Annotated in this window: 21 protein-coding genes, 1 other RNA gene, 1 pseudogene and 2 other annotated features; of the genes and pseudogenes, 20 read left to right on the forward strand and 3 right to left on the reverse strand. The window is 37.3% G+C overall.

What is annotated here, in order from left to right:
* Positions 1 to 31 precede the first annotated feature (31 nt).
* Positions 32 to 1,588: an SH3 domain-containing protein gene (locus B371_RS0116935; RefSeq protein WP_019415503.1), complete on the reverse strand. Its 1,557-nt coding sequence runs from the start codon at positions 1,586 to 1,588 to the stop codon at positions 32 to 34.
* 115 nt (positions 1,589 to 1,703) lie between these two features.
* Positions 1,704 to 1,946, forward strand: a binding site (T-box leader).
* A gap of 92 nt (positions 1,947 to 2,038) precedes the next feature.
* Between B371_RS0116935 and hisS the strand changes: the two genes are divergently transcribed.
* The 4 genes from hisS to B371_RS0116950 all read left to right on the forward strand — a co-directional run bounded on the left by hisS (position 2,039) and on the right by B371_RS0116950 (position 6,200).
* Positions 2,039 to 3,334 carry a histidine--tRNA ligase gene (gene hisS, locus B371_RS0116940; protein WP_019415504.1) on the forward strand — a complete coding sequence of 432 codons (1,296 nt, stop codon included), beginning with the start codon at positions 2,039 to 2,041 and terminating at the stop codon, positions 3,332 to 3,334.
* Entirely contained in the window at positions 3,331 to 5,118 is a 1,788-nt protein-coding gene (gene aspS / locus B371_RS0116945) for an aspartate--tRNA ligase (protein ID WP_019415505.1), read from the forward strand. The genes hisS and aspS overlap by 4 nt, the downstream gene beginning before the upstream one ends.
* A 44-nt stretch (positions 5,119 to 5,162) precedes the next feature.
* A non-coding RNA gene (ssrS, locus tag B371_RS23060) (6S RNA) lies at positions 5,163 to 5,345 on the forward strand.
* Between the two features lie 93 nt (positions 5,346 to 5,438).
* The gene (locus tag B371_RS0116950; RefSeq protein WP_019415506.1) at positions 5,439 to 6,200 is read left to right on the forward strand and encodes a ThiF family adenylyltransferase; all 762 of its coding nucleotides are present in this window, start codon (positions 5,439 to 5,441) and stop codon (positions 6,198 to 6,200) included.
* A 548-nt stretch (positions 6,201 to 6,748) separates the two neighbouring features.
* Here the strand turns inward: B371_RS0116950 and B371_RS24310 are convergent.
* Both B371_RS24310 and B371_RS0116965 read right to left on the reverse strand, forming a co-directional pair.
* Positions 6,749 to 6,883 carry a hypothetical protein gene (locus B371_RS24310; protein WP_255348674.1) on the reverse strand — a complete coding sequence of 45 codons (135 nt, stop codon included), beginning with the start codon at positions 6,881 to 6,883 and terminating at the stop codon, positions 6,749 to 6,751.
* A 473-nt stretch (positions 6,884 to 7,356) separates the two neighbouring features.
* Positions 7,357 to 8,640, reverse strand: coding sequence for a replication-associated recombination protein A (locus B371_RS0116965; protein ID WP_026023109.1), 1,284 nt, complete (start codon positions 8,638 to 8,640; stop codon positions 7,357 to 7,359).
* Between the two features lie 133 nt (positions 8,641 to 8,773).
* Here B371_RS0116965 and cymR point away from each other — a divergent pair, with 133 nt between their 5' ends.
* From cymR to udk, 16 genes and pseudogenes are all read left to right on the forward strand, one after another.
* Complete coding sequence (cymR, locus tag B371_RS0116970; protein ID WP_026023110.1) at positions 8,774 to 9,193, forward strand: cysteine metabolism transcriptional regulator CymR; 420 nt, start codon at positions 8,774 to 8,776, stop codon at positions 9,191 to 9,193.
* A 230-nt stretch (positions 9,194 to 9,423) separates the two neighbouring features.
* Positions 9,424 to 10,572, forward strand: a complete 1,149-nt coding sequence (locus B371_RS0116975) for a cysteine desulfurase family protein (RefSeq protein ID WP_019415511.1) — start codon at positions 9,424 to 9,426, stop codon at positions 10,570 to 10,572.
* 20 nt (positions 10,573 to 10,592) lie between these two features.
* Positions 10,593 to 11,714, forward strand: coding sequence for a tRNA 2-thiouridine(34) synthase MnmA (gene mnmA / locus B371_RS0116980; protein ID WP_019415512.1), 1,122 nt, complete (start codon positions 10,593 to 10,595; stop codon positions 11,712 to 11,714).
* A gap of 18 nt (positions 11,715 to 11,732) precedes the next feature.
* Entirely contained in the window at positions 11,733 to 12,389 is a 657-nt protein-coding gene (locus B371_RS0116985) for a lipopolysaccharide assembly protein LapB (protein WP_019415513.1), read from the forward strand.
* 20 nt (positions 12,390 to 12,409) lie between these two features.
* Positions 12,410 to 14,830 carry an ATP-dependent RecD-like DNA helicase gene (locus tag B371_RS0116990; RefSeq protein WP_019415514.1) on the forward strand — a complete coding sequence of 807 codons (2,421 nt, stop codon included), beginning with the start codon at positions 12,410 to 12,412 and terminating at the stop codon, positions 14,828 to 14,830.
* A 38-nt stretch (positions 14,831 to 14,868) separates the two neighbouring features.
* Positions 14,869 to 15,077, forward strand: a binding site (T-box leader).
* A 41-nt stretch (positions 15,078 to 15,118) separates the two neighbouring features.
* Complete coding sequence (gene alaS / locus B371_RS0116995) at positions 15,119 to 17,746, forward strand: alanine--tRNA ligase (protein ID WP_019415515.1); 2,628 nt, start codon at positions 15,119 to 15,121, stop codon at positions 17,744 to 17,746.
* 89 nt (positions 17,747 to 17,835) lie between these two features.
* A complete protein-coding gene (locus tag B371_RS0117000) occupies positions 17,836 to 18,102 on the forward strand; it encodes an IreB family regulatory phosphoprotein (protein ID WP_016426845.1) in 267 nt (88 codons plus the stop codon).
* A 2-nt stretch (positions 18,103 to 18,104) separates the two neighbouring features.
* A complete protein-coding gene (ruvX, locus tag B371_RS0117005; RefSeq protein ID WP_019415517.1) occupies positions 18,105 to 18,530 on the forward strand; it encodes a Holliday junction resolvase RuvX in 426 nt (141 codons plus the stop codon).
* Between the two features lie 6 nt (positions 18,531 to 18,536).
* The gene (locus B371_RS0117010) at positions 18,537 to 18,854 is read left to right on the forward strand and encodes a DUF1292 domain-containing protein (RefSeq protein WP_019415518.1); all 318 of its coding nucleotides are present in this window, start codon (positions 18,537 to 18,539) and stop codon (positions 18,852 to 18,854) included.
* 123 nt (positions 18,855 to 18,977) lie between these two features.
* Positions 18,978 to 20,069 carry an endolytic transglycosylase MltG gene (mltG, locus tag B371_RS0117015; RefSeq protein WP_040681311.1) on the forward strand — a complete coding sequence of 364 codons (1,092 nt, stop codon included), beginning with the start codon at positions 18,978 to 18,980 and terminating at the stop codon, positions 20,067 to 20,069.
* A gap of 959 nt (positions 20,070 to 21,028) precedes the next feature.
* Positions 21,029 to 21,296: pseudogene (locus B371_RS24155) on the forward strand (IS1595 family transposase); the annotation flags it as partial.
* A 32-nt stretch (positions 21,297 to 21,328) separates the two neighbouring features.
* Positions 21,329 to 21,646 carry a TIGR04104 family putative zinc finger protein gene (locus B371_RS0117025; RefSeq protein WP_019415521.1) on the forward strand — a complete coding sequence of 106 codons (318 nt, stop codon included), beginning with the start codon at positions 21,329 to 21,331 and terminating at the stop codon, positions 21,644 to 21,646.
* 1,093 nt (positions 21,647 to 22,739) lie between these two features.
* Complete coding sequence (locus B371_RS0117035; protein WP_019415523.1) at positions 22,740 to 23,375, forward strand: O-methyltransferase; 636 nt, start codon at positions 22,740 to 22,742, stop codon at positions 23,373 to 23,375.
* Between the two features lie 5 nt (positions 23,376 to 23,380).
* Positions 23,381 to 24,310, forward strand: a complete 930-nt coding sequence (locus B371_RS0117040; protein ID WP_026023111.1) for a peptidase U32 family protein — start codon at positions 23,381 to 23,383, stop codon at positions 24,308 to 24,310.
* Positions 24,311 to 24,326: 16 nt separating this feature from the next.
* Entirely contained in the window at positions 24,327 to 25,604 is a 1,278-nt protein-coding gene (locus B371_RS0117045; protein WP_019415525.1) for a U32 family peptidase, read from the forward strand.
* A complete protein-coding gene (udk, locus tag B371_RS0117050) occupies positions 25,601 to 26,239 on the forward strand; it encodes a uridine kinase (RefSeq protein WP_019415526.1) in 639 nt (212 codons plus the stop codon). Before B371_RS0117045 ends, udk begins: the two co-directional genes overlap by 4 nt.
* The last annotated feature ends 41 nt before the right edge of the window (positions 26,240 to 26,280 follow it).

A 26,280-nucleotide genomic window follows, 5' to 3' on the forward strand; every position in this document is an offset into this window, starting at 1 on the left:
TTTGGAACACCCTTTTTCTATTTCTATCAAATTACTTTTTAAGCTGATCATCAAAATAGTTTATGATGCCATTATAAACACCTAATGAGGCTTGTTCTCTAAACTTCTCAGTTGTAACTGCCCGTTCTTCAGAAGGGTTACTTAAGAAACCGAGTTCTATCAGAATAGCATTTTGACGATTCTCACGTAATACAAAATAGTTTCCTGGTTGTGCGCCTCGATCACGTAAGGTAATTTTATTTCCGAGAGATTTGTTAACACTCAATGCCAGTTCCTTTTGATACCCATGGGTGTAATAGGTAGTAAAACCATTTATAGCACTACTATCCGTTGAATCATAATGAACACTTATAAAAGCATCGGCAGCAAATTGATGACTAACTGCAACACGTTTAATTAAATCGACATAAACGTCGGTGTCCCGTGTCATTACGACTTGTGCACCTGCTGCTTGAAGTTTACTAGCTAGCAATACTGATGTTCGAAGTGTAATTCCTTTTTCATCGGTGCCACGAGCTCCAGTCGTTCCATTATCATTACCCCCATGTCCTGGGTCTATAACAATTGTTAGTCCATTTAAAGTTCCTTTTTTTCTGTCCCCAGTTTGTTGTTGTTGAAGTTCTTTTTTAGATTCATTTGTAGACACAACCCAGTTTGCTATAAAACCTTTTGATCCATCTGGTGTTTGAACTTCATACCAATCTCCGCTTTGACCAACCGTCTCGAACGATTCGCCAGCGTTTGCACGGTATACTACTTCACTAGATGTGGAAGGTGCAGAGCGTAAGTTTGTACCGTTATAAACAATGAATAGTGTTTGAGTTTCTAGTGCTTTGTTGTCTTTTGTTTTCTCCGTTTTATCACTCGGGGCTTTAGGGGCAGCAGTTAGAGTCCCATAAAATGAATATACCCAACCAATTTTCTCTTCTTCAAGCTGGATTTTGATCCAGTTATGTTGCTTTTCAATGATTTTAAAACGCTGGTCTTTGCTTACTGTGGCAACTATTTTGGCAGTTAAATCAGGTTTAGCACGAACATTTAACTTATCAACAGAAACTTCAAAATGATCGGAATCTGTTCTTTTCGGTTTCACAGATTTTGAGTCGGTCGTTTGAATGGTAATGTATTCTTTAGCTACAAACCCTTTTATTTGGTTTATTAATATCTCGACCCAATTGCCGTGATCAGCTATCAACGTCGCTTGATCTCCTGCAGACAGTTGTGTAAGCACAGCGGCATCTAGTGTAGGTTGAGAGCGAACATTCAATCGATCTACCTTAGAAACGATGCGTTGCTCTGTAGTTTTTTTCGTTTCACCAATTGGTGTAGTGTACCAGGAGGCAACCCACCCTTCAGACACACCGTGCCTAACCTTAAACCATTCGCCTTGTTGTTCAAGTACAAGCATTTGATCGCCCTTTTGCAATGAAGCGATGATTGGATAGGCTAGTCCAGGTCCAGATCGCATATTAAGGTTCGAAACTGACGATTGTACATTATCTCCATTTGCTTGAGAAGATGAAGGAAGGATAAGTGTTAATAATAGAATAAATGATAAGAAGATTTGTATATTTTTTCGAATTCCCATAAAATCACTCCCTTCATTCATTGTAAAGAGAGTTGATAGGAAAAACTATAGCTTTCTGAAAAAAGATTGACATCTCTGGGTGGAGTCATTATGATAAAGTGAAATCAAAAACATTAAAGTGCCCATGACCAAGAAAGTAGCTGTTTAGAACACTGTTAAGAGAGGGAAAGACTTGGCTGAAATCTTTCCTACAGAAGCATTCAGTGAACAACACTTGATAGGCTTTTTGTCGAAACACTTACAAAGGTGTAGTAGGTAAAAACGGAACCGGCCGTTATCCGGATTTGAGAGGGCACAATATTTTTGTGTCAACTAGGGTGGAACCGCGGAAGCTTATAAAAAAGCTCTCGTCCCTTGCGTATTTACGCAAGAGGCGAGAGCTTTTTTGCATTTATAAGTAAGAACAATGGGATTTTTGGATATCACTACTTTAATAAAGGAGACGTTAAAATGATCATTAATATACCAAGGGGAACGAAAGATATACTACCAGGTGAAACAGAAAAGTGGCATGCAATTGAAGAACTGATACGTGATACATGTCGTTTATTTCAATACAAAGAAATTCGAACTCCTATCTTTGAACATACTGAGCTATTCACTCGTGGCGTTGGAGATACAACGGATATTGTGCAAAAAGAAATGTACACATTTACTGATAGAGGTGACCGTTCTCTAACACTGAGACCTGAAGGAACCGCATCAGTAGTACGTTCATATGTCGAAAATAAATTATTTGGTTTGCCCAATCAACCTGTGAAATTATATTATATGGGACCGATGTTCAGATATGAGCGACAACAAGCAGGTCGTTTCCGTCAATTCTTCCAGTTTGGAGTAGAGGCTATAGGAAGTAACGATCCAAGCATCGATGCGGAAATTATTGCCTTAGCAATGAATGTTTATAAAAAAGCTGGGTTGAAAAAGATTAAATTAGTGATTAATTCTCTTGGTGATACTGAGAGTAGAATAGCTCACCGTAATGCATTAATCGATCACTTCTCACCAGCAATTAGTCAATTTTGCTCTGATTGTCAAAATCGCCTGCTTAAGAATCCTCTTCGTATTCTTGACTGTAAAGTTGATAGGGAAAATGAGTTAATGGCAAAAGCTCCAAAACTACCGGATTTTTTAAACGCCGAATCAGCTGCATACTTTAAAAAAGTTAAGCATTATTTAGATATTTTAAATATTAAATATGAAGTCGACCCTAATTTAGTGCGTGGTCTAGATTATTACAATCACACAGCTTTTGAGATTATGAGTGAAGGCAAAGGGTTTGGTGCGATTTCGACACTTGCTGGTGGGGGCCGTTATAATGGCTTGGTTGAAGATTTAGGCGGTCCAGAAGTACCAGGTGGAATTGGCTTTGCAATGAGTATAGAAAGATTGTTGTTAGCATTGGAAGCTGAAGGAGAAATAATAGAGACCACTGATTCACTAGATGTATATGTAGTGGCAATGGGTGAAGCAGCTAAAGATAAAGCCGTATCGTTCGTGTCACTACTACGTCAAAATAATATTACAGCTGAAATGGATTTTTTGGATCGTAAAGTTAAGGCTCAAATGAAATCAGCCGATCGTTTAAATGCTAAATTTTCAGTTGTCATTGGAGACAATGAGCTGGAAAGCGGTATCGTTTCATTAAAATACTTAGCAAATGGAAAGCAACAAGATTTAACATTCGAAAAAATTATAGAAGATTTTACTGAAATCGCATCTAGAGCAATGGAGGAATTAGCATGACAAAACGGACATATCCATGTGGTGAAGTAGCTGAATCAGCAATTGGACAACAAGTAGTATTAAAAGGATGGGTACAAAAAAGACGTGATCTTGGCGGATTAATATTTGTCGATCTACGTGACCGTTCTGGTATAGTACAGATTATTTTCAATCCTGAAATATCTAAAGAAGCGTTGACGATTGCCGATAAACTTCGTAATGAGTTTGTGATTGAAGTACACGGTGAAGTAGTACCCCGTCAAGAAGACCGAGTGAATGTGAAAATGAAAACGGGAAAGATTGAAGTCCAAGTAACGCATGTGGTGATTATTAATGAAGCTAAAAACCCCCCATTTGCAATTGAAAACGAATCTGACGTCAATGAAGACCTACGATTAAAGTACCGCTATTTGGATCTTCGACGTCCGGTTATGTATGACATATTTAAAATGCGTTCAGAGGTAACAAAATCAATTCGTCGTTTCTTAGATGAGGAAACTTTCATTGAGGTTGAAACACCGATATTAACGAAATCTACACCAGAAGGAGCACGTGATTATTTAGTACCAAGTCGTGTTCATGATGGAGAATTCTATGCTTTACCACAATCTCCTCAATTATTTAAACAAATGTTGATGGTCTCTGGATTTGAAAAGTACTACCAAATTGCTCGTTGTTTCCGCGATGAAGATTTACGTGCTGACCGTCAACCTGAATTCACTCAAATAGATATGGAAATGAGCTTCATGTCTATGGAAGAAATTCTAGAAATGAATGAACGTATGATGAAAAAAATGATGAAAGATGTCAAAGGGATGGATATTGAAACACCATTTCAACGTATGAAATACACAGAAGCTATGGATCGCTTCGGTTCTGATAAACCGGATGTTCGATTCGGATTAGAGCTACAAGATGTCTCTTCACTTGTTGAACAATCTTCATTCAAAGTATTTGCAGGAGCAGTAGCAGGTGGTGGTCAAGTAAAAGCTATCAACGTCAAAGGTGCAGCTGAGAATTATTCGAGAAAAGACATCGATGCATTAGGAGAATTTGTTGGACGTCATGGCGCAAAAGGTCTAGCTTGGTTAAAAGTAGATCCACAAGGATTGAAAGGTCCAATTGCAAAATTCTTTGAAGGTGAAATTGGAGTGGATTTAGCCAAAACACTTAAAGCTGAAGTAGGAGACTTATTGTTATTTGTTGCTGATAAAAAATCAGTTGTCGCTGATTCACTAGGTGCACTTAGAACCAAGTTAGGTAAAGAACTAGGTCTAATTGATGAAAGTAAATTTGCTTTTTTATGGGTGATTGACTGGCCATTATTTGAATATGACGAACAAGAAGGTCGCTACTATGCAGCTCATCATCCATTCACAATGCCTTTTGTTGAAGACATCGATTTAATGGATACTAACCCAGAAAAAGTACGAGCTCAAGCATATGACTTAGTGTTAAATGGATACGAGCTTGGCGGTGGATCATTACGAATATATACACGAGATATACAAGAAAAAATGTTTAGTATCCTTGGATTCTCTAAAGAAGATGCAACTGCTCAATTTGGTTTTTTGCTTGAGTCTTTTGAATATGGAACACCTCCCCATGGTGGAATTGCATTAGGACTAGACCGAATAGTGATGTTATTAGCTGGTCGGAATAATCTACGTGATACGATTGCTTTTCCAAAAACGGCGAGTGCAAGTGATATATTAACTAAGGCACCTAGTCCAGTTTCAGAGGAACAGTTGAAAGAATTATCGTTAAAAATAAGTCTTCAGAAAAATGAAAATTCTTTAAACTAAGAGTATTGTATTTCAAAATTGGATATGATAAAATACAGGTAACACGAATCCTGATGTGTTCGTTAATTGCCAATCGCTTTGACCGAACAATTATATCGTCGGGAATCCTTCTTTTATAATGGCAAACATGCCCCCAGGGGACTTTTAAAGTTATAAAGTGGATACCCACCTGCTGTGAGCGGGTTCAAAACGATACGCGTTAAAATGACGGCACGATTGGGATTCGTCATAAATTATGTATAATCCTTCTAGCTTAATTTAAGCTAGAGGGTTTTTTATTGAGGATAAATTAAACCCACTATAGATTGTGAGGACATATCATGTTACATCAGTTTTCAAGAAATGAATTAGCCGTTGGAACAGAAGGGGTAGACCTTCTAAGAAGTACAACTGTCGCCATTTTAGGTATTGGAGGCGTCGGGTCATTTGCAGCGGAGGCATGTGCAAGAAGTGGCGTTGGAAAAATTATTCTTGTCGATAAAGACAATGTAGATATCACGAATATCAATCGTCAACTCGTGGCCTATACGTCAACCGTTGGACGTTCTAAATCTGAAATCATGAAAGAACGTATATTGGATATTAACCCAAATTGTGAAGTATATGATTTACACATGTTTTATACAGAAGAAACATTTGAAGAATTTTTTAGTTACAACTTGGATTACGTGATTGATGCTTCGGATACAATCATCTACAAAGTTCATTTAATGAAAGAGTGCATAGCCCGAAACGTGAAAATTATCTCAAGTATGGGTGCTGCAAATAAAACAGATCCAACAAAGTTCCAAATTGCAGATATTTCAAAAACACATACGGACCCTTTAGCAAAAATAATTCGTAAAAAACTACGTAAAGAAGGTATTTATAAAGGAATTCCAGTTGTTTTTTCAGATGAAAGCCCAATAGTTGTTAGACCAGATATAGTAGAAACAGTTGGGAATCCAAATGCTGAAATTCGAAAAGCAAAAATGCCACCATCATCAAACGCCTTTGTCCCATCAGTGGCTGGATTAGTCGCAGCAAGCTGGGTAATCAATGATATTACAAGAGAAATTCCAGTAAAACGATTACGTTCATAAAAAAATAGGCTGACCCTAAGAGTTGAAGAAATTTGACTAGTGGTCGGCTTTTTTTATTGGGTTTGACAACTACATGGAGGATAGAAATAGACTTGGGCAAAAATGATGAAAATAGCCGATTAATCAATCTTAAAGAGGGGGCAACTCATCAAAAGTGGACGAGTACTGCTAATGGGTTATTTTGAAGATGCTTTTTTTAGAAGTATTACTGTTTTGAATAACGATTTGTTGCAAGAAGAACCGCGATTCGGGCAACTTTTTGTCCAACAAAGTATTTCGTTGCAACTTTCTAGGATTGGTTGCAACTTTCGGTATTTGGTTGCAACTATTGAAATTTGGTTGCAACTTTCTAGATTTCGTTGCAACTAACCAATTATCTCCTAATTCTACACGATTTCTTTCACAAAAAACGCAGCCCTTCGCGTATGCGTAGGGCTGCCTAATTATGTTTTATGATTCGACTTAACTTTGTTTAATCGAATCTTCATCGTGAGATTGCGGACTAAAAAGTATTTCGTTGCAACTTTCTTAGATTCGTTGCAACTTTCTTAGATTCGTTGCAACTTTCGGGATTTGGTTGCAACTATTGCAATTTGGTTGCAACTTTCTCGATTTCGTTGCAACTTTCTGGATCTGGTTGCAACTATTGCAATTTCGTTGCAACTTTCTCGTTTTCGTTGCAACTAACCAATTACCTCCTAATTCCTACACGATTTCTTTCACAAAAAACGCAGCCCTTCGCGTATGCGTCGGGCTGCCTAATTATGTTTTAACTTTGACTTAACAATTACAAGTACCATGTGTTTTCTGTATTTAATCTTCATCGTGAGATTGCGGACTAAAAAGTATTTCGTTGCAACTTTCTTAGTTTGGTTGCAACTTTCGGGATTTGGTTGCAACTATTGCAATTTCGTTGCAACTTTCTCGTTTTCGTTGCAACTAACCAATTATCTCCTAATCATTCGCGATTTCTTTCACAAAAAACGCAGCCTTTCGCGTATGCGTAGGGCTGACTAATTATGTTTTGTACTTTGGCTTAACTTTGTTGAATCGAATCTTCATTGCGAGGTTGCGAACTGTAAGGTATTTCGTTATTAAACTAACCAATTACTCCCGCTTTCTTATACAAAAAAATCCTGAGTCACTCGCCAGCAACTCAGGACTTCTTAAATGATTCTATTTTTTGATAAATACCTGCCAGTTTCTTTTCTTCCCCAGCAAGAACAGGAGTATAGAACTTCGAGTTAACTAGGTTATCGGGTAAGTAAGTTTGATTAACCCATCCACCGAATGATCCAATGGGCGTGTTGTGTGGGTATACATATCCGCCGTGTCCTAGCGCCGCAGCACCCTCGTAATGGGTATCTTTTAAATGACTAGGGATATCACCAACTTTTCCAGCATGAATTGAAGCTATAGCTGCGTCAAGAGCTTTGTAAGCAGAGTTTGATTTCTCTGATAAACACATCTCTACAACGGCACTTGCTAGAGGAATACGTGCCTCTGGTAGTCCTAGCCGTTCTGCGGCTTGAATACTAGCGAGCACATGCGCACCAACAGAAGGATTGGCTAAGCCAATGTCTTCGTATGCCATCACAAGTAACCGTCTAGAAACAGCAACTAAATCACCATTTTCTAGTAAATGGGCCAAGTAATACATGGCAGCATTAACGTCACTTCCACGAACGGATTTTTGCAAAGCTGACAATAGGTTGTAGAAATGAGAACCTTTTTTATCACCAAAGACCCCAATACGATCGACCAAATTTTGAAGCAATGCATCATCAATAGTTGTCACACCGTCTTCTTCATCCGATGCCGAGACGACAGATTCAAGAAGTGTTAAGGCTTTTCGTGCATCGCCATTTGCCGATTCAGCAATTTTCATTTGTTGTTCTTTGGTGATAACAATCTTTTGTAAGCCAAGTCCACGTTCTTCATCCGTCAACGCGCGTTGTATAAGCATAAATAAATCGTCAGCATTTAAACGTTTAAGTTGTTTAATTTCACCACAACGAGAACGAATAGCAGGGTTCACATCATGAAAAGGATTTTCAGTTGTCGCTCCAATTAATACGATCGCTCCACTTTCTACATGGGGTAGCAAAGTATCTTGTTGAAGTTTATTAAAACGGTGGATTTCATCTAAAAATAATAAGACTTTTCCAGTTATACGAGATTCGTTTACTACGTCCTCTATATCTTTCTTTCCAGAGCGTGTAGCGTTAAGTGGAATAAAAGGTAGATTACTAGTGCCAGCAATAGCAAAGGCTATCGATGTTTTTCCAATCCCGGGTTCACCGTATAACAACATGGATGGGACATGCCCATTAGCAATCATTTTATATAAAGGTGTGTGTTCTCCAATTATGTCTTGCTGACCTGCGATTTCATTTAATTTTTTCGGTCTCATCCGATATGCAAGTGGTTCGTTTCGCACCATGAGCACCTCCTAAATTAGTACATTTGTTCTCTAGTATACTTGTTGTAATGTAAAAAGTCATTTCACAGGTGAATGGTTGGAAATGTGCTATACTAGACATGAATTTATTGGATTCTTCGAGGTGAATAATGTGAAAATTTCTACAAAAGGTCGTTATGGATTAACTATTATGATTGCATTAGCGAAAGAATATGGAGAGGGTCCTGTACCACTTCGTAAAATAGCGTCTGAGCATGATTTATCAGAGGCTTACTTGGAACAATTAGTTTCACCACTGCGTAATTCAGGACTTATTAAAAGCGTTAGAGGAGCCTACGGTGGCTATATGCTTTCAAAAGCTCCTAATTTAATTTCTGCAGGGGATGTTATTCGGGTGTTAGAGGGACCGATTCAACCCGTTGAAGGAATTGAAGACGAACCAGCTCCTCAACGAGAGTTGTGGTTGCGAATTCGAGATGCAGTAAAGTCTGTGTTAGATAATACGACAATTGAGGATTTAGCCAAATATAATGAATTATCGTCTGATGACGGTTATATGTACTACATTTAAGTCTGTTTCTATATAAATGCATAAAAAAAGCTGTTTAAGGAATTCTGATGTTATATCAGAGGGACCAATTTGGTTTGCGTATGAATGTTTACAGGTGGAACGGATAAGCAAGCTATAAGCTAAGAAATGAAGCCGAGTTTGCACTCATGTACTATTTCTAATGATAAAAGTAGTACAAGCTTAACCAAATTAAGCAAACTTTTTGAACAACTTCTAAAAAGGAGTACGACATGAGCAGAATATATTTAGACCATGCAGCAACTTCCCCAATACATCCACTGGTCATTACCAAAATGGTTGAATCGATGGAACATATATACGGCAATCCATCTAGCATCCATGCAACAGGACGCGATGCGCGAAAGCAGTTAGACCAAGCGCGTGATCATTTAGCAAAAAGCATAGGTGCTAATGCACAAGACATCATTTTGACTAGTGGTGGAACCGAAGCTGATAATTTAGCGATTTTCGGTACAGCTTTCGCTAAAAAGAATGAAGGGTCACATATTATCACTTCCCAAATTGAGCACCATGCTGTATTAACTGCATGTGAAAAGCTTGAAAGTGAAGGGTATGATGTAACTTATTTGCCTGTAAATATAGAAGGTCGTATATCGATTGAAGATTTTAAATTGGCACTGCGTGATGATACAGTTTTGGTAACCATCATGCTCGGAAATAACGAAGTGGGAACGATTCAACCAATTAAAGAAATTGGTGAATTATTAGTAGATCATCCGGCAACCTTCCATACAGATGCAGTTCAAGCATATGGGAAAATGTCTATTTCAGTTGAACAATTACAGGTGGATCTTTTATCTGTGTCGTCACATAAAATCAATGGCCCAAAAGGAATTGGCTATCTGTATCAAAGAAAAGGTGTGAATTTGTCACCTCAATTCTTGGGTGGACAACAAGAACGTAAACGACGTGCTGGTACTGAAAATGTTCCGGGTACTTTAGCATTTGCAGAAGCAGTGTGTATTACACAAAAAAATATGGTCGAGAACCATAAAATTTATCAACAATTTAAAGAAACTATGACTTCAATATGGGAAGAAGCTAATATAGACTTTCACATTAATGGAAATCAACAGGACACACACATGCTTCCTCATATTTTAAATGTCAGTTTCAAAGGAACCAATGTAGAATCGTTTCTCATTAATCTAGACTTAGAAGGTATTTCAGTGTCTAGTGGGTCTGCTTGTACAGCCGGTTCCATCAATCCCTCTCATGTATTAGTAGCCATGTATGGTGAAGACTCAGATGAGCTTCTTAATTCGGTTCGTTTTAGCTTCGGCTATGGTACGACTTTAGAAGATGTAAGAGAAGCAGCAATAAAAACAACTACAGTCTTACAAAGGCTTGTGAAATAAATATAGAAAAGGTGAAATTCATGCAACAACCTAAAAGCCCTGCAAATACGCGTGTTGTTGTTGGCATGTCAGGTGGCGTAGATTCGTCAGTTGCCGCTTATTTATTAAAACAACAAGGCTATGATGTAATCGGAATATTTATGAAGAACTGGGACGATACCGATGAATTCGGTGTATGCACAGCAACTGAAGACTATGATGATGTTATTAAAGTATGTAACGAAATCGGTATTCCTTACTATGCTGTGAATTTTGAAAAACAGTATTGGGATAAAGTATTTACTTACTTTTTAGAAGAATATAAAGCAGGCAGAACACCTAACCCAGATGTGATGTGTAACAAGGAAATTAAGTTTAAAGCATTCTTAGAGCATGCGATTAGTTTAGGTGCAGATTATCTAGCAACGGGCCATTACGCTCAAGTCAAAGAAGTAGACGGACAAACACAACTTCTCCGTGGACTAGATAACAACAAGGATCAAACGTATTTCTTAAATCAATTGTCCCAAGACCAACTATCAAAAGTCATGTTTCCAATCGGGCATCTCGAAAAGAAATATGTTCGTGAAATTGCAACTAAAGCAGAGCTTGCTACGGCAACAAAAAAAGATTCCACTGGGATTTGTTTTATAGGGGAACGCAATTTTAAAGAGTTTTTAAGTCAATACTTACCGGCACAACCAGGTGACATGGTCACTATGGATGGTGAATTTATGGGGAGCCATGACGGACTAATGTATTATACAATTGGTCAACGCCAAGGTTTAGGGATTGGTGGAGCGGGAGACCCGTGGTTTGTTTTAGGTAAAAACCTTGAAGAAAATAAATTGCTTGTGGGTCAAAATATTCACCACGAAGCCTTATTTTCAGACCAATTAACTGCTGTTAATATGAGCTTTACAACAAATGAACCTAAAGAAACAGTGTTTTCTTGTACTGCGAAATTTAGATATCGTCAAGAAGATATAAAAGTTAAAGTTGAATTAACTGCTTCAAACGGAGCCATTGTGACATTTGCCGAACCTGTTCGGGCAATCACACCTGGGCAAGCTGTTGTTTTATATGACGGTGATGTGTGTTTAGGTGGCGGAACTATTGATAAAGTGATGAAAAACGGTAAAAGATTAACTTATGTTGGCTAATGGACGAGGAGTGGGACGATGAAAGAACTTGAGCTTGGTATTGCAGCGATTCAAAACAAAAACTATGAACAGGCAGTAGTCCATTTTAATAAAGCGATTGAAGAAGAACCAAATAATCCATTAGGTTATATTAACTTCGGTAATTTATTAGCACGTATGAATGAAACAGAACGTGCTGAACGATTTTTTCAAAAAGCTATTACACTTGATGATAAAGCGGCAACAGCATTTTATGGTTTAGCAAATTTATATTATGAACAAGAGAGATATGAAGAAGCAGCAAAACTTTATGAAAAGGCAATTCATTTCAACATACAAGGTGCAGATGCTGTCTTTATGTTAGGGAAATGTTTTGAACGTTTAGAGCAACCTAAACTTGCACTTCCCTATTTACAGCGTGCAGCGGAACTAGAGCCAACGGATGTTCAAATTCGTTTATCTTATGGCATTGGGTTAGCAGCTTTAGAAATGTTTAAAGAAGCCGAACCTGAATTTCAATATGTCGTTCATGAAGACTTAAACAATGTCGATGCACACTATAACTTAGGTGTATTGTATGCAGTGTCTACAGACCGTATAGATGACGCTCTGTACCATTTGAAACAAGCTTACACTCTAGAACCTAAATTTGATCAAGCGCGTTATGTGTACGATATGGTTGCATTACGAAAATAACTAATTAAGGGGCGACAGCTTTGTCAAATCAAATCGATTTATTTCAAGAAGAAGCGATGTTTATTTTAGGCAAACCTGTCGTCACTATATTTCATAACTCCACAAACTTATTCTCCATTGTAAAACTTAAAGTCAACGAAACAAATACTACCTATGAAGATAGCGAGATTATCGTATCAGGCTATTTTCCTCCTTTAACAAATGAAGAAGTGTATCGATTTACAGGTCAAATTAAACAACATCCAAAGTACGGAACTCAGTTTCAAGTTGAAACGTTTGCAAAAGATGTTCCTGAAACCGAACAAGGCATCATCCATTACTTGTCGAGTGATCTATTCCATGGAATTGGACGTAAAACGGCAGAAACCATTGTGAATAAGCTCGGGAAAGATGCGATACGACTCATATTGGATGACCCTGAAGCATTAGACGTAGTGCCTAAGCTTGCGAAAGAAAAAAAAGATACAATTCGTTTAGTATTAGAGCAAAACCTTGGATTAGAGCGTGTAATGATTCAATTAAATGGATGGGGTTTCGGTCCTCAACTAGCTATGCGAATTTACCAAACTTATCAAGATGAGACCATTGAAGTAGTAATGAAAAATCCATTTCGTCTAATTGAAGATATTGAAGGTATCGGATTTCATCGTGCAGATGAACTAGGCTCAAAACTAGGTTTGACCGGAAAACATCCAGATCGAATAAAAGCAGCTATCTTTCATTTATTGAATTCAGCCTCTCTCAGTGAAGGTCATGTATACTTACATGCAGAACAAATATTACCTGACGTCAAACAACTACTAGAGTCTAGCCAATTTGAGGAAATACCTTTTGATGCCATTTCAACAGCTTGTATGGAAATGGTAGAGGAAGGAAAGTTAGCCGGTGAAATGTCTCGATTCTACTTGCCTTCACTTTATTTTTCAGAAGTTGGAATTGCATCTAAGTTAGAAACACTGATAGCTGAACAAGAAGAAAGAACTGGTTTTCCAACTTCAGAAATTCGAAAGGCACTCGGGGAAGCAGAAGATCGACTTGGTGTAACGTATGCACAAACACAAATTGCCGCGATTGAACTTGGAATGAATGCATCCGTTATGTTACTAACTGGTGGCCCAGGTACGGGGAAAACAACAGTAGTTCGAGGCCTTGTTGAAGTATACGCCGAGTTACATGGCTTGACGCTCGACCCTAAAGAGTATGCAAAAAAACAAGAACCCTTTCCCATTATCTTAGCAGCGCCTACTGGTAGGGCAGCAAAACGTTTAAATGAATCAACTGGTCTTCCATCTATGACCATTCACCGCTTGCTTGGTTTCACAGGTCATACTAAAGAAGAAGAATCGGAAAGAGATATTCAAGGACAGCTGATTATTATTGATGAAATGTCAATGGTGGATACATGGTTAGCTCATCAACTATTAAAAGCAATTCCCTTAGGTGCGCAAGTTATCTTTGTAGGTGACCAAGATCAACTACCACCTGTTGGACCGGGGCAAGTATTAAAAGACTTACTTGCTTCTAAACGGATCCCAACAGTGGAGTTAACCGATATATATCGACAATCTGCTGGTTCATCTATTATTGAACTAGCCCATCAGATGAAGAAAGGACAATACCCGTCCAATCTAACCGATAAAACATCTGACCGTTCTTTTATACAAGCAGGACCAGACCAAATACCGAAAGTTGTTGAGCAAGTAATTAAAAGTGCAATGGCAAAAGGCCATACCATTAAAGAGTTACAAGTACTCGCGCCAATGTATAAAGGTCCAGCAGGAATTGATGCACTTAATAAAATGATTCAACAAATGGTTAATCCGAATGATACAAAGAAACGTAAAGAATTAGTGTTTGGAGAAACAATTTATCGCATTGGAGATAAAGTGTTACAGCTGGTAAATCAACCTGAAAGCCATGTTTATAATGGTGATATGGGTGAAGTAATTAGCATCTCTAGAGCAAATGAAAATATTGAAAAACAGGATATGTTGATTGTTTCATTTGAAGGGATTGAAGTAACCTATCAGCGTAAAGACCTCAACCAATTAACGCTTGCCTATTGTTGTTCAATTCATAAATCTCAAGGTAGCGAATTTCCTATTGTAATTATGCCTGTCGTTCGTAGTTACATGAAAATGCTGCGTCGTAATTTATTGTATACTGGAATTACTCGAGCAAAAAACTTCTTAATCCTATGTGGAGATGCTAATGTTTTTAAATTCGGAATTGAACGCACTGATGATTTAGCAAGATTAACATCTTTAAAAGAACGATTAAGTGAAGAGAATAATCTTGTTACAGAACCAATTAGTGAACTAGACGACGAAAATGAAGATGGACAGGAAGTTTCATTAAATGCAACTAATCATACAATGATTCATCCCTTAATTGGAATGAATGGAACAACCCCTTACGATTTTTTTGAAGAAGTAAATTGACACATTCGAAATTATTTTTTATACTTTAAAACAAATGAATGAAAACGTTGATGGAGAGAGTACATTTGTAAAGCTTGTTTAAGAAAAAGGTTCCTTGGCTGAAAGAACCTTCAAGTTTGTTAATGGAAAGCTACTCCTGAGTGCAGCTAATCACTTGCCGTAAGCCGCGTTAAGGCATAATCGAGAGACAGCAAGAACGTTTGCTGTAACTAGGGTGGTACCGCGAATTAAAGCCTTCGTCCCTTTTTTAGGGACAAGGGCTTTTTCTATTTTAGGGAGGAATTAAAGATGAAAACAGCAGCAGAAATTCGTCGAATGTATTTAGATTTTTTTATTGAAAAGGGACATGCAGTAGAACCGAGTGCTCCACTTGTACCAATTAACGATAACTCATTACTATGGATTAATAGTGGAGTTGCAACATTAAAAAAATATTTTGATGGACGAGTAATACCTGATAATCCGAGAATTACCAATGCTCAAAAATCAATCCGAACAAATGACATTGAAAATGTAGGGAAAACAGCTCGTCACCATACTTTCTTTGAAATGTTAGGCAATTTCTCAATTGGTGAGTATTTCAAAAAAGAAGCTATTCATTGGGCTTGGGAATTTCTAACGGATAAGAAATGGATGGGGTTTGATCCTGATTTATTATCAATTACAGTTCATCCAGAAGATGAAGAAGCTTATTTAATTTGGCTAAATGAAATAGGGATTCCTGAGGAACGCATTATTCGTTTAGAAGGCAATTTTTGGGATATTGGAGAAGGTCCTAGTGGTCCAAACTCGGAAATTTTCTACGACCGAGGAGAAAGTTATGGGAACGACTTAACAGATCCTGAAATGTATCCAGGTGGAGAAAATGATCGTTATCTAGAGATTTGGAACTTGGTTTTCTCACAGTTTAACCATAACCCAGATAATACGTACACACTGCTTCCAAAACAAAATATTGACACTGGCATGGGTCTTGAACGTATGGCATGTGTGGCTCAAAACGTCCCAACAAACTTTGATACTGATTTATTTATACCAATCATTCACAAAACGGAAGAAGTTTCAGGTAAAACGTATGGCCAAGATGAAATGACCGATCTTTCATTTAAAGTAATTGCCGATCACACGCGTACAGTTGCGTTTGCTATTGGAGACGGTGCACTTCCTTCAAATGAAGGACGTGGTTATGTATTACGTCGATTACTGCGCCGTGCGGTACGATACGGTAAAAATTTAGGAATTGATCGTCCATTTATGTTTACATTAGTACCAATAATCGGAGAAATAATGAATGATTTTTATCCTGAAGTATCAGACAAAAAAGAATTTATTATGCGTGTTATTAAAAATGAAGAAGAACGTTTCCATGAGACGTTACAAGACGGTCTAGCTATTCTATCAACCGTTATTTCAACACAACAAGCAGTTGGTTTAACAATCATTCCCGGTAGTGATGCATTCCGTTTATATGATACGTTCGGTTTCCCTGTTGAGTTAACTCAAGAATACGCTGAAGAAGTAGGAATGACAGTCGATCTAGCAGGCTTTAAAGTTTCTCTTGAGGCTCAACGAACACGCGCACGTTCAGCTCGAAAAGATGTTGACTCCATGCAAATACAGTCTGAGGTTTTAGGGAATATTAAAGAAGAAAGTCAATTTATTGGCTACGATACAGTTGCAAGTAATGCTAAAGTGCTTGTTATCGTAAGAGATGGTGAGCGAGTTGACATGGCTCAAGAAGGAGATAATGTTAAAGTTGTCTTAGACCAGACACCTTTCTACTCAGAAAGTGGTGGACAGATTGCAGACCTTGGATCTATTGAGAATGACTTATTTAAGGGGCTTGTAAAAGATGTTCAAAAAGCTCCAAATGGTCAAAATCTTCATAGTGTTACTATTGTATCTGGTGAATTAACGACCGGTGCAGATGTGACAGCAACAGTAGATCAAGTTCAACGTAAATCAACAATTAAGAATCACACAGCAACACATTTATTACATCAAGCGCTAAAAGAAGTATTAGGGACTCACGTGAATCAAGCAGGTTCTTATGTTGGACCAGACAGATTACGATTTGATTTCTCCCATTTTGGTCAAGTGACAAAAGAAGAGCTTATAAAGATTGAAAGAATAGTTAACGAAAAAATATGGGACGACATTCAAGTATTAACGGGATATCACGGAATTGACGATGCAAAACAAATGGGTGCCATGGCACTATTTGGTGAAAAATACGGGGATATTGTTCGTGTTGTATCGATAGGACGCTATTCACTAGAACTTTGTGGTGGATGTCACGTTAGTAGCACATCACAAATTGGGTTTTTTAAACTTTTAAATGAAAATGGTATTGGTGCAGGTACTCGACGAATTGAAGCTATTACAGGAAAGTCTGCATATGAATCAATAAAAGATGATGAACACATACTAGAAGATGCGGCATCAATATTAAAAACTAATTCTAAAGATTTGGTCGCTCGTGTTCAAGGTTTACAACAAGAACTTCGCCAAGTTCAACGTGAGAATGATTCGTTATCTGCAAAAATGGCAAATAACCAGGCATCTTCAATTTTAGAGAAGGCAAAACAACTTGATGGAGTTATGGTTTTATCTGCACGTGTTCAAGCGAAAGATAATAATCAACTTCGTCAAATGATGGATGATTTAAAAACGAAAATGAACCAAGCTGTGATTGTTTTGGGTGCTGTTGAAGGAGATAAAGTGATGTTAATAGCTGGTGTGACCAATGATTTAGTTGGTGGTAAATATCATGCAGGAAACATTGTTAAACATGTAGCTGAACAGTGTGATGGCAAGGGTGGTGGTCGTCCGGATATGGCTATGGCTGGAGCGAAAAATTCATCGAAACTTGAGGGTGCACTACAATCCGTGTATGATTATGTCGAATCCGTTTAATTAAAAGTTGAAATCAGTTATACTGATGGAGTATCATAAATATGCTTACACAAGACATTTTTTTTACTCGGAAAGCGAGGTTGCTGATCATGAGTTCATTTGATAAGACAATGAAGTTTAATTTTCCGGAGGAGTCTATGGAACAAGAAGTGAAGCAAGTAATGCTTCATGTTCATTCGGCGCTTGAAGAGAAAGGGTACAACCCAATCAATCAAATTGTCGGCTACTTACTTTCGGGTGATCCGGCATATATCCCTCGCCATCAGGATGCACGAAACTTAATCCGTAAGCTAGAGCGTGATGAAATCTTAGAAGAACTTGTAAAGTTTTACATCAAGAAGAATAACGAGGCGTAAGTATGAGAGTAATGGGGTTAGATGTAGGTTCGAAAACCGTTGGCGTTGCAATAAGTGATGCTTTCGGTTGGACAGCCCAGGGGATTGAAACCATTAAAATCGATGAAGCAAATGAAAAATTTGGTTTAGAACGAATTAATGAATTAAAGAAATTGCATGAAGTTTCTTCATTTGTTGTTGGGTATCCCAAAAATATGAATAATTCGATTGGGCCACGAGCACAAGCATCAGAGCGCTACGCTGAACTGCTACGTAGTACATTTGAAAACCCGGTATTTCTATGGGATGAGCGATTAACGACGGCTGCGGCTGAAAAAATGCTTATTAGTGCGGACGTAAGTAGGAAGAAGCGGAAACAGGTCATCGACAAAATGGCAGCAGTTTTTATTTTACAAGGCTATCTCGATAGTCAATCTATTAAGAGGTGATTTTATATGGAACATGGACAACAAAACATTACTATTGTTGATGATAATGGGGACGAGCAATTATGTGAAGTATTGTTTACATTTGAATCAGAAGAATTCAATAAATCTTATGTATTATACTATCCGTTAGCTGCTGAAGAAGATGAAAACGAAGAAATCGAAATTCATGCTTCTGCTTTTACACCTTCCGAAGACGGAAAAGATGGCGAGTTAACGCCGATTGAATCGGAAGCAGAATGGGATGTCATCGAAGAAATGCTAAACACTTTCTTAGATGAAGAAGATGAAGATGAAGATGAAGATGAGGAAGAAGAAGTCAAATAATTACTGATTAAAATAAGGCAGAATGATGAAAAATCATTCTGCCTTTTTCTTTTGGTTGATAATCTTGTATAATAAATGTCAGATAGAGGGGGGTAACCCGTGAAGGAAACAAAAAAAGACATAATGTTTAATCGAATGAAAGAAAAGAAAAATGAAGTAAAAATTGTTAGACGAATAGTTTTTGTAATTATACTTCTTGTATTTATCGGTGGAGGAATCGCCGGTTACAGTGGGTATACTTATGTGAAGAACGCATTATTACCGGTAGATACCAATTCAGAAAAAGTTATTGCAGTAGAGATTCCAATTGGTACGAATCTAACTTCGATCGCCGCGTTGTTGGAAAAGAACGGTGTTATACAAGATGCTCGTATCTTCAAATATTACGCGAAGTTTAATAATGAGTCAGAATTTCAAGCTGGAAATTATAAGTTAACCAAATCTATGACTCTAGATGAGTTAATAGAAAGTTTGAAGACAGGCAAAGTATATCGCGAACCAGTTTTTTCAATGAACATACCTGAAGGTCGTACACTTGAAGAAATATCTATCCGAGTGGAAGAAAAAACGTCTCATAGTGCAAAAGAATTTATGGATCTTATAACTAATCCAGAGTTTATCAATCAAATGATAGATAGATATCCTACACTTTTAACTGAAGAGATTAAAGGTGAAAACTTGCGTCATGCGTTAGAAGGTTATCTCTATCCGGCAACCTATTCCTTTTATGAAGAAAACCCTTCTTTGGAATCAATTATTAATGAAATGTTAAGTGCCACAACCAAAAATATCACACCATATACGGAGGTTCTTGCCGAACAAGAGAAGTCAGTGCATTGGTTATTAACATTTGCTTCACTTCTTGAAGAAGAAGCGACGGCAGAGACTGATCGTGAAATGATTGCAAGTGTATTCAAAAACCGATTAGCAGAACCCATGCCATTGCAAACCGATCCAACCGTTCTTTATGCACTCGGAGAACATAAAGATCGTGTTTTATATAGTGATTTAGAAGTAGATCATCCATATAACACCTATAAAGTACAAGGGTTGCCACCTGGACCTATTTCAAATCCAGGAATGGTGTCGATTGAAGCAGTTTTAAATGCTCCTGAGTCAGATAACTTTTTCTTCTTAGCAGACGAAACAGGAACTAACTATTTCTCCGTAACTTACGAGGAACACTTGGCAAACATTGAAAAATATTTACGCTAGTCTTAAATGATAAACTTAGTTTAATTTTAAAAACGTATCACTTGATTGTGTCATTTGAAATTAATATTTATCAACTGAATGATACGGATCTCGAGTTGCATTAGTGTAACCCCTAACAGATAAGAGCGGAGTGATTTAATGACTATGTCATTTGATCACTCCGCTTTTTTCCGTCTATGCACCGTGCAGCCGGTTGTATGTCCATAGCTACCATAGAGTATGAACTAGGTGCGAATCACTATTTGATTCACTAACCCCCATGCGATCAGACGTAGCCACAATTGAAGTGTCAATTGTGGCTACGGTCTACTAGAGATGAAAAAAATATTATTTCGGCCATTTCTTATATCTTAAGTGTTGGTAGATTCTTAAAGATATCTATAATTCAGCGTTTGCAGGGGGCTAGAGCCATGCAATTAATTTCCATATGGGAAGATATCAATAATTTTTAATTTGTGATTTACACTACTTGTATAGCCTTTTACTGTAATAGAGTAGGCTAGAGTTAAAACGAAAATGGAGAACTAGTTAAGTTATATCAGCTTTGCTTATGCAAGTTCGTTTTTTTGTTGATTTTAAAGTCTAGCTAACTGGTCTTCTGTAATTAACCCTTTGATGAAAAATTAGTCAAAGATTTTGATGTTTCTTTTAATGAATGGTCTTACTGGAATTAGGAAATAACTGGTTAGTTGCCCCAATAAGATCAAAAGTTGCCCCAATCAAAGGGAAAGTTGCCTCAATCGAAACAGAAGTTGCCCCAAACATGGCAGAAGTTGCCCCAATCAGAACAAAAAGTTGTCTTAATCAAGTGAAATAATCCATTGTAGGTTGAAATGAGCGTTTTTCATCGATCTTAGCCGTACATTCGTCGAGCAAAAGATGACAGTTTACGCTATCTTTATATTCAAGAACCATATGAATTATGATAACAAGTATTTTTTGTTAATCTACCCATTCCCAAGTCTGATCGAAATGTCCGCACAATGGGACCTTATCACTTCCAGAACGTCAACAAATTCTATGCAGACTATAAAGGATGGATATAACAATTTAATGGGTTTGAAACCAAATAATTGGACAATTACCTTATTTGGTTTCAAGTATTAGAATGTATTCAGCTCCAGAGAAATGAAATCACTTTTGGAAGACTTGATTATTAAAGGGAATCTAATACAAAATACCGAAACATATGTTACACTCAGGCTATCTAAATTCACGATCAACTAGCAATGCATATTACGGAACAAGGAGTGATGAAAATGACTACTTGCGTGAACTGCAACAATAAGTGGAGTTGGAAACAAACGATTAAAAAAACCACAACATTGAATCCTTCGATGACTTGCCCTTTTTGTGAGGAAGAACAATATCAAACACAAAAATCAAAAATGAAAATTGGTTTTTTAACTCCTATCGTTTTATTACCACTTCTGATTCAAATTTTCTTTGACATTCCAGATGCTATCTTACTTAGCTTATTTCCTGTTTTAGTCGTTATAGTTTTGCTCTCATATCCGTTTTTAGTAGAGTTGAGCAACAGAGAAGAATATACTAACTTCTTTAGGGATAAACGCTGAAATTAATTTACCCCTAAATAAGGGGCGTTAGTTTAATAAGATAATAATTCGAAATAGAACCTCCAATTTATTGGGAGTTCTATTTTTTAACAAGAAAGTATATGAATTTAGAGTGCTAAGAACCCAGTGTCAGTGTTCATGGTATTTTTATTAATATCAAGATGTGATCTCCTTTTTAAAAACACACGTTTCATCTTGAATTTCCAGTGAAAGTGAATTTTATTCAGTGATAGATTCTTGTTTAGTAATTCGATTAGTTTATGTGTTAGTACTTCTATTTTTAAAACATATTGTCATCACTGTTGTTTTATAACCAGGTGAATGATTGAAGGGAAGGGGTGCGCGACTAGTTAATACTATGTTCTTGCTTAAAGGACCGGGCATACTGTGCCCGGTTTTTCTTACAAAATAAGAAAGTATATGACTTTAGTGAGCCATGAATACAGTATTCTCGGTATTGTAAGGAGTAGGTTCTAGTATGATACCATTGATTTTCGCTCCAGGCGGACGCTATCCACGGGGCGGGCAGGCGCCGCCTTCCGCATCAATCAAGTAAATGTTTTCTAATTGATCATAAAAGAAAATACAACGTAAAAAGAAGGGAGTGCAGAAAGTCACTGGTACTTTAAATAATAGAAAAATGCAGTGGTTTGCATCATGAACACTGAAATTCTGGTATTTTGAGCAAGTATTTCTCTTTTTAGAAATAGGCTTTGGATGCCTCACGATTCAAATAATTGTTACTAAAAATAGAATACGTTGCAATGATGGATAAATACACACTAGTTGATTGAAGTGCAGGTGGCGACTTCTGCGGGAAGAGCATGAGTTGAAGGCCCCGGAGGAACGCAGTGACGAGGAGACTGAAACCATGCCCGCGAAAAGCGTCCACCGTAACGGAAATAAACGGGATTCTATGGTTACCCTTCTTAAAAGGGCCGGGCATACTGTGCTCGGTTTTTCTTAGCCTAATATCAACATTGAACTATAACAGAGCCTACTTTTTAAAAAAGAAGGGTAGTAAATCGCTTTCCTTCTTTATTTATGATAAAATTGGGTGAAATTTTTGTGCATTAAAGGAGTTAATTTGGAAATGAATTCTTCACAATCCTACATTACTTCACATATCAAAAGTAGATCAGAATTTCTATCGAACATGGAAAAGTTTGCAATGGAGCAGCACATCCCTATTATGGGGATAGTTGGTATTGAAGCGCTTTTACAGTTTCTTCGTTTGCAACAACCTAAATCGATTCTGGAAATTGGTTCTGCTATCGGTTATTCAGCAATTCGAATGGCGTTTACTTTACCTGAATCCATGGTAACAACTATTGAGAGAGACGATGCGAGAGTCCTTTTAGCAGCAAACTACTTGGAACAAGCTGAAATGTCAGACCGTATTCAAATAGTACATGGCGATGCATTAGAGATTGATTTTACTACGTTTACTCATCAACATTATGATGCATTATTTATAGATGCTGCAAAAGGTCAATATCAACGATTTTTTGACAAGTATTCACCACTCGTTCCTAGCGGTGGTGTTATTTATTGTGATAATATGCTCATGCATGGTTTTACAGAAATGGATGCTCAAGATGTTCCAAGAAGAAAAAGAACGATGGTAAGAAATTTGCAACAGTTTACAAAGTGGCTAATGAGTCATGATGAATATGAAACAACGTTCCTCCCTATAGGTGATGGGATTACAATTAGTATAAAGAGGTGAATCCCATTAGAAAACCAGAATTACTAGTAACTCCGCATTCAATATCTCACTTAGAACAGTTAATTGAAGCGGGTGCAGATGCCTTTTTGGTTGGAGAACAACAATTTGGTCTGCGTCTAGCAGGTGAGTTTTCAATTGAAGATATTGAAGAGTCAGTCGCGCTTGCACACGCTGCTAATAAGAAGATATATGTAGCAATGAACGCCCTTTATCATAATGATCGGGTTGAATCATTAAGGCCTTACATGGAAAGATTGGCGTCTCTTGGAGTTGATGGAGTCACTTTTGGGGACCCAGCTGTCATAATGGTTAAACGGGAAGCAGGAATTGAGATTCCGCTTCATTGGAATACAGAAATGACTGCCACAAACTGGTTCACTGCGAACTATTGGGGCAGACGCGGAGCTAATCGTGCTGTCTTAGCGCGAGAATTAAGCATGGATGAAGTCATTGAAATTAAAGAGAACGCTGAAGTTGCTATTGAAATACAAGTACATGGAATGACATGTATGTTCCAATCAAAACGATCACTGCTAGGCAATTACTTTTTATATCAAGATAAAGCAATGGAAGTCGAGAATCGCACAAAAAATAAAAACATGTTTTTACACGACAAAGAACGCTTTAATAAATATCCAATTTATGAGGACCTCAACGGTACACATATATTTAGTCCAAATGATATGTGCATGATAGATGAGCTTAGTGATCTGATGGAAGCGGGTATTGATTCGTTTAAAATTGATGGAGTTTTACAAGAACCAACTTATGTGACTAAAGTAACAAACCTCTATCGTCAAGGGATTGATGCGTATATGGATTCACCATCGAAATACGAATCGATAAAAAGTAAATTACTACTGGAAATAGAAGAAATGCAACCGGAACTTCGTCCACTCGATACCGGCTTTTTCTTTAAAGAAACTGTGTATTGAGGAAGGAGGAAATTACATGGCATTGCTTAAACATGACCAAATTAGCAAAATCATTGATGGTAAACGAGTCATAATTAAAAAGCCAGAACTTCTCGCACCTGCAGGAGATTTAGAAAAATTAAAAATTGCCATTCATTATGGAGCTGACGCTGTTTTTATTGGTGGTCGAGAATTCGGATTACGTTCGAATGCCGGAAACTTCTCAATGGATGAAATGCATGAAGCGGTTGAGTTTGCTAATAACTACGGGGCAAAGATATATGTTACAACAAATATTTTTGCTCATAACGAAAATATGGATGGTTTAGCAGAATACTTAAAGAATATTGAAACTGCTGGTGTGAAGGGGATAATCGTGGCAGACCCATTGATTATTGAAACGTGTCGTATAGAAGCGCCTAAACTAGAAATTCATTTAAGTACTCAACAATCACTTTCTAACTGGAAAGCTGTGCAATACTGGAAAGATGAGGGGTTACATCGCGTTGTACTAGCACGTGAAACGAGTGGCGACGAAATCCAAGAAATGAAAGAGAAAGTTGACATAGAAATTGAATCTTTTGTTCATGGAGCGATGTGTATTGCCTATAGTGGTCGATGCACATTATCGAATCATATGACTGCTCGGGACTCGAATCGTGGTGGATGTTGTCAGTCTTGTCGTTGGGATTATGATTTATATAAAGTGAATGATGAAGAAGAAATTCCATTATTTAGTGATGGGGACTCGCCATTTGCAATGAGTCCAAAAGACTTGAAATTAATTGAATCCATTCCTCGCATGATTGAATTAGGGATTGACTCATTGAAAATAGAAGGTAGAATGAAGTCTATTCACTACGTAGCAACAGTAGTGAGTGTCTACAGGAAAGTAATTGATGCATATTGTGAAGATCCAGAAAATTTTATAATCAAACATGAATGGTTAGAGGAACTAGAGAAGTGTGCTAACAGAGATGCTGCTAGTGCTTTCTTTAATGGAGAACCAACCTTTAAAGAACAAATGTATGGTGTTCATGGTCGGAAAACAAAAATGGACTTTATAGGTCTCGTATTGGATTACGATCAAGAAACAAAAATGGTTACACTTCAACAACGAAATATCTTTAAATCAGGTCAAGAAGTGGAATTTTTTGGCCCCGATATTGTAAACTTCCGTATGACTGTTAAAAAACTATGGGATGAAAAAGGCAATGAACTTGATGTCGCACGGCATCCATTGCAAATCGTGCGTTTTAAATCCGACATTCCGGTATTTCCACATAACATGATGAGAAAGGAGCTTGTACGATGAGATTTAAGCGCCCAATTGTTATTGGTATTGCTGGTGGCTCGGGATCTGGGAAAACGAGTGTTACTAAAGCTATTTATGACGTGTATAAAGAAAAATCAGTTGTAGTAATTGAACAAGATTTTTATTATAAAGATCAAAGTCACTTGGAATTTGAAGAGCGTCTAGCTACAAACTATGATCATCCATTAGCGTTTGATAATGATTTATTAATTGAACATCTTCATCAACTTCTTAAACGTAATTCAATTGAGAAGCCTGTTTATGATTATTCTCTACATACTCGTTCGTCAGAGATGATTCTGATTGAGCCTAAAGATGTAATCATCTTAGAAGGAATATTGGTGCTAGAAGATGAGAACTTACGCAATTTAATGGACATTAAGTTATTTGTCGACACGGATTCTGATTTACGTATCATTCGACGGATATTAAGGGACATTAATGATCGTGGTCGTTCAATAGAATCTGTTGTCGAACAATATTTATCGGTTGTTCGTCCAATGCATAATCAATTTATTGAACCGACTAAACGTTATGCAGATGTTATCATTCCAGAAGGTGGACAAAATCAAGTTGCAATTGATTTAATGGTTACGAAAATTAAAACAATTCTTGAATCTGACACCATTGTGTAATATGATTGTGAAAGACTGCCAAATTATCTAAATACTATACT

Origin of the sequence: Paenisporosarcina sp. TG20, assembly GCF_000286315.1 — a bacterium.
GTDB lineage: Bacteria > Bacillota > Bacilli > Bacillales_A > Planococcaceae > Paenisporosarcina.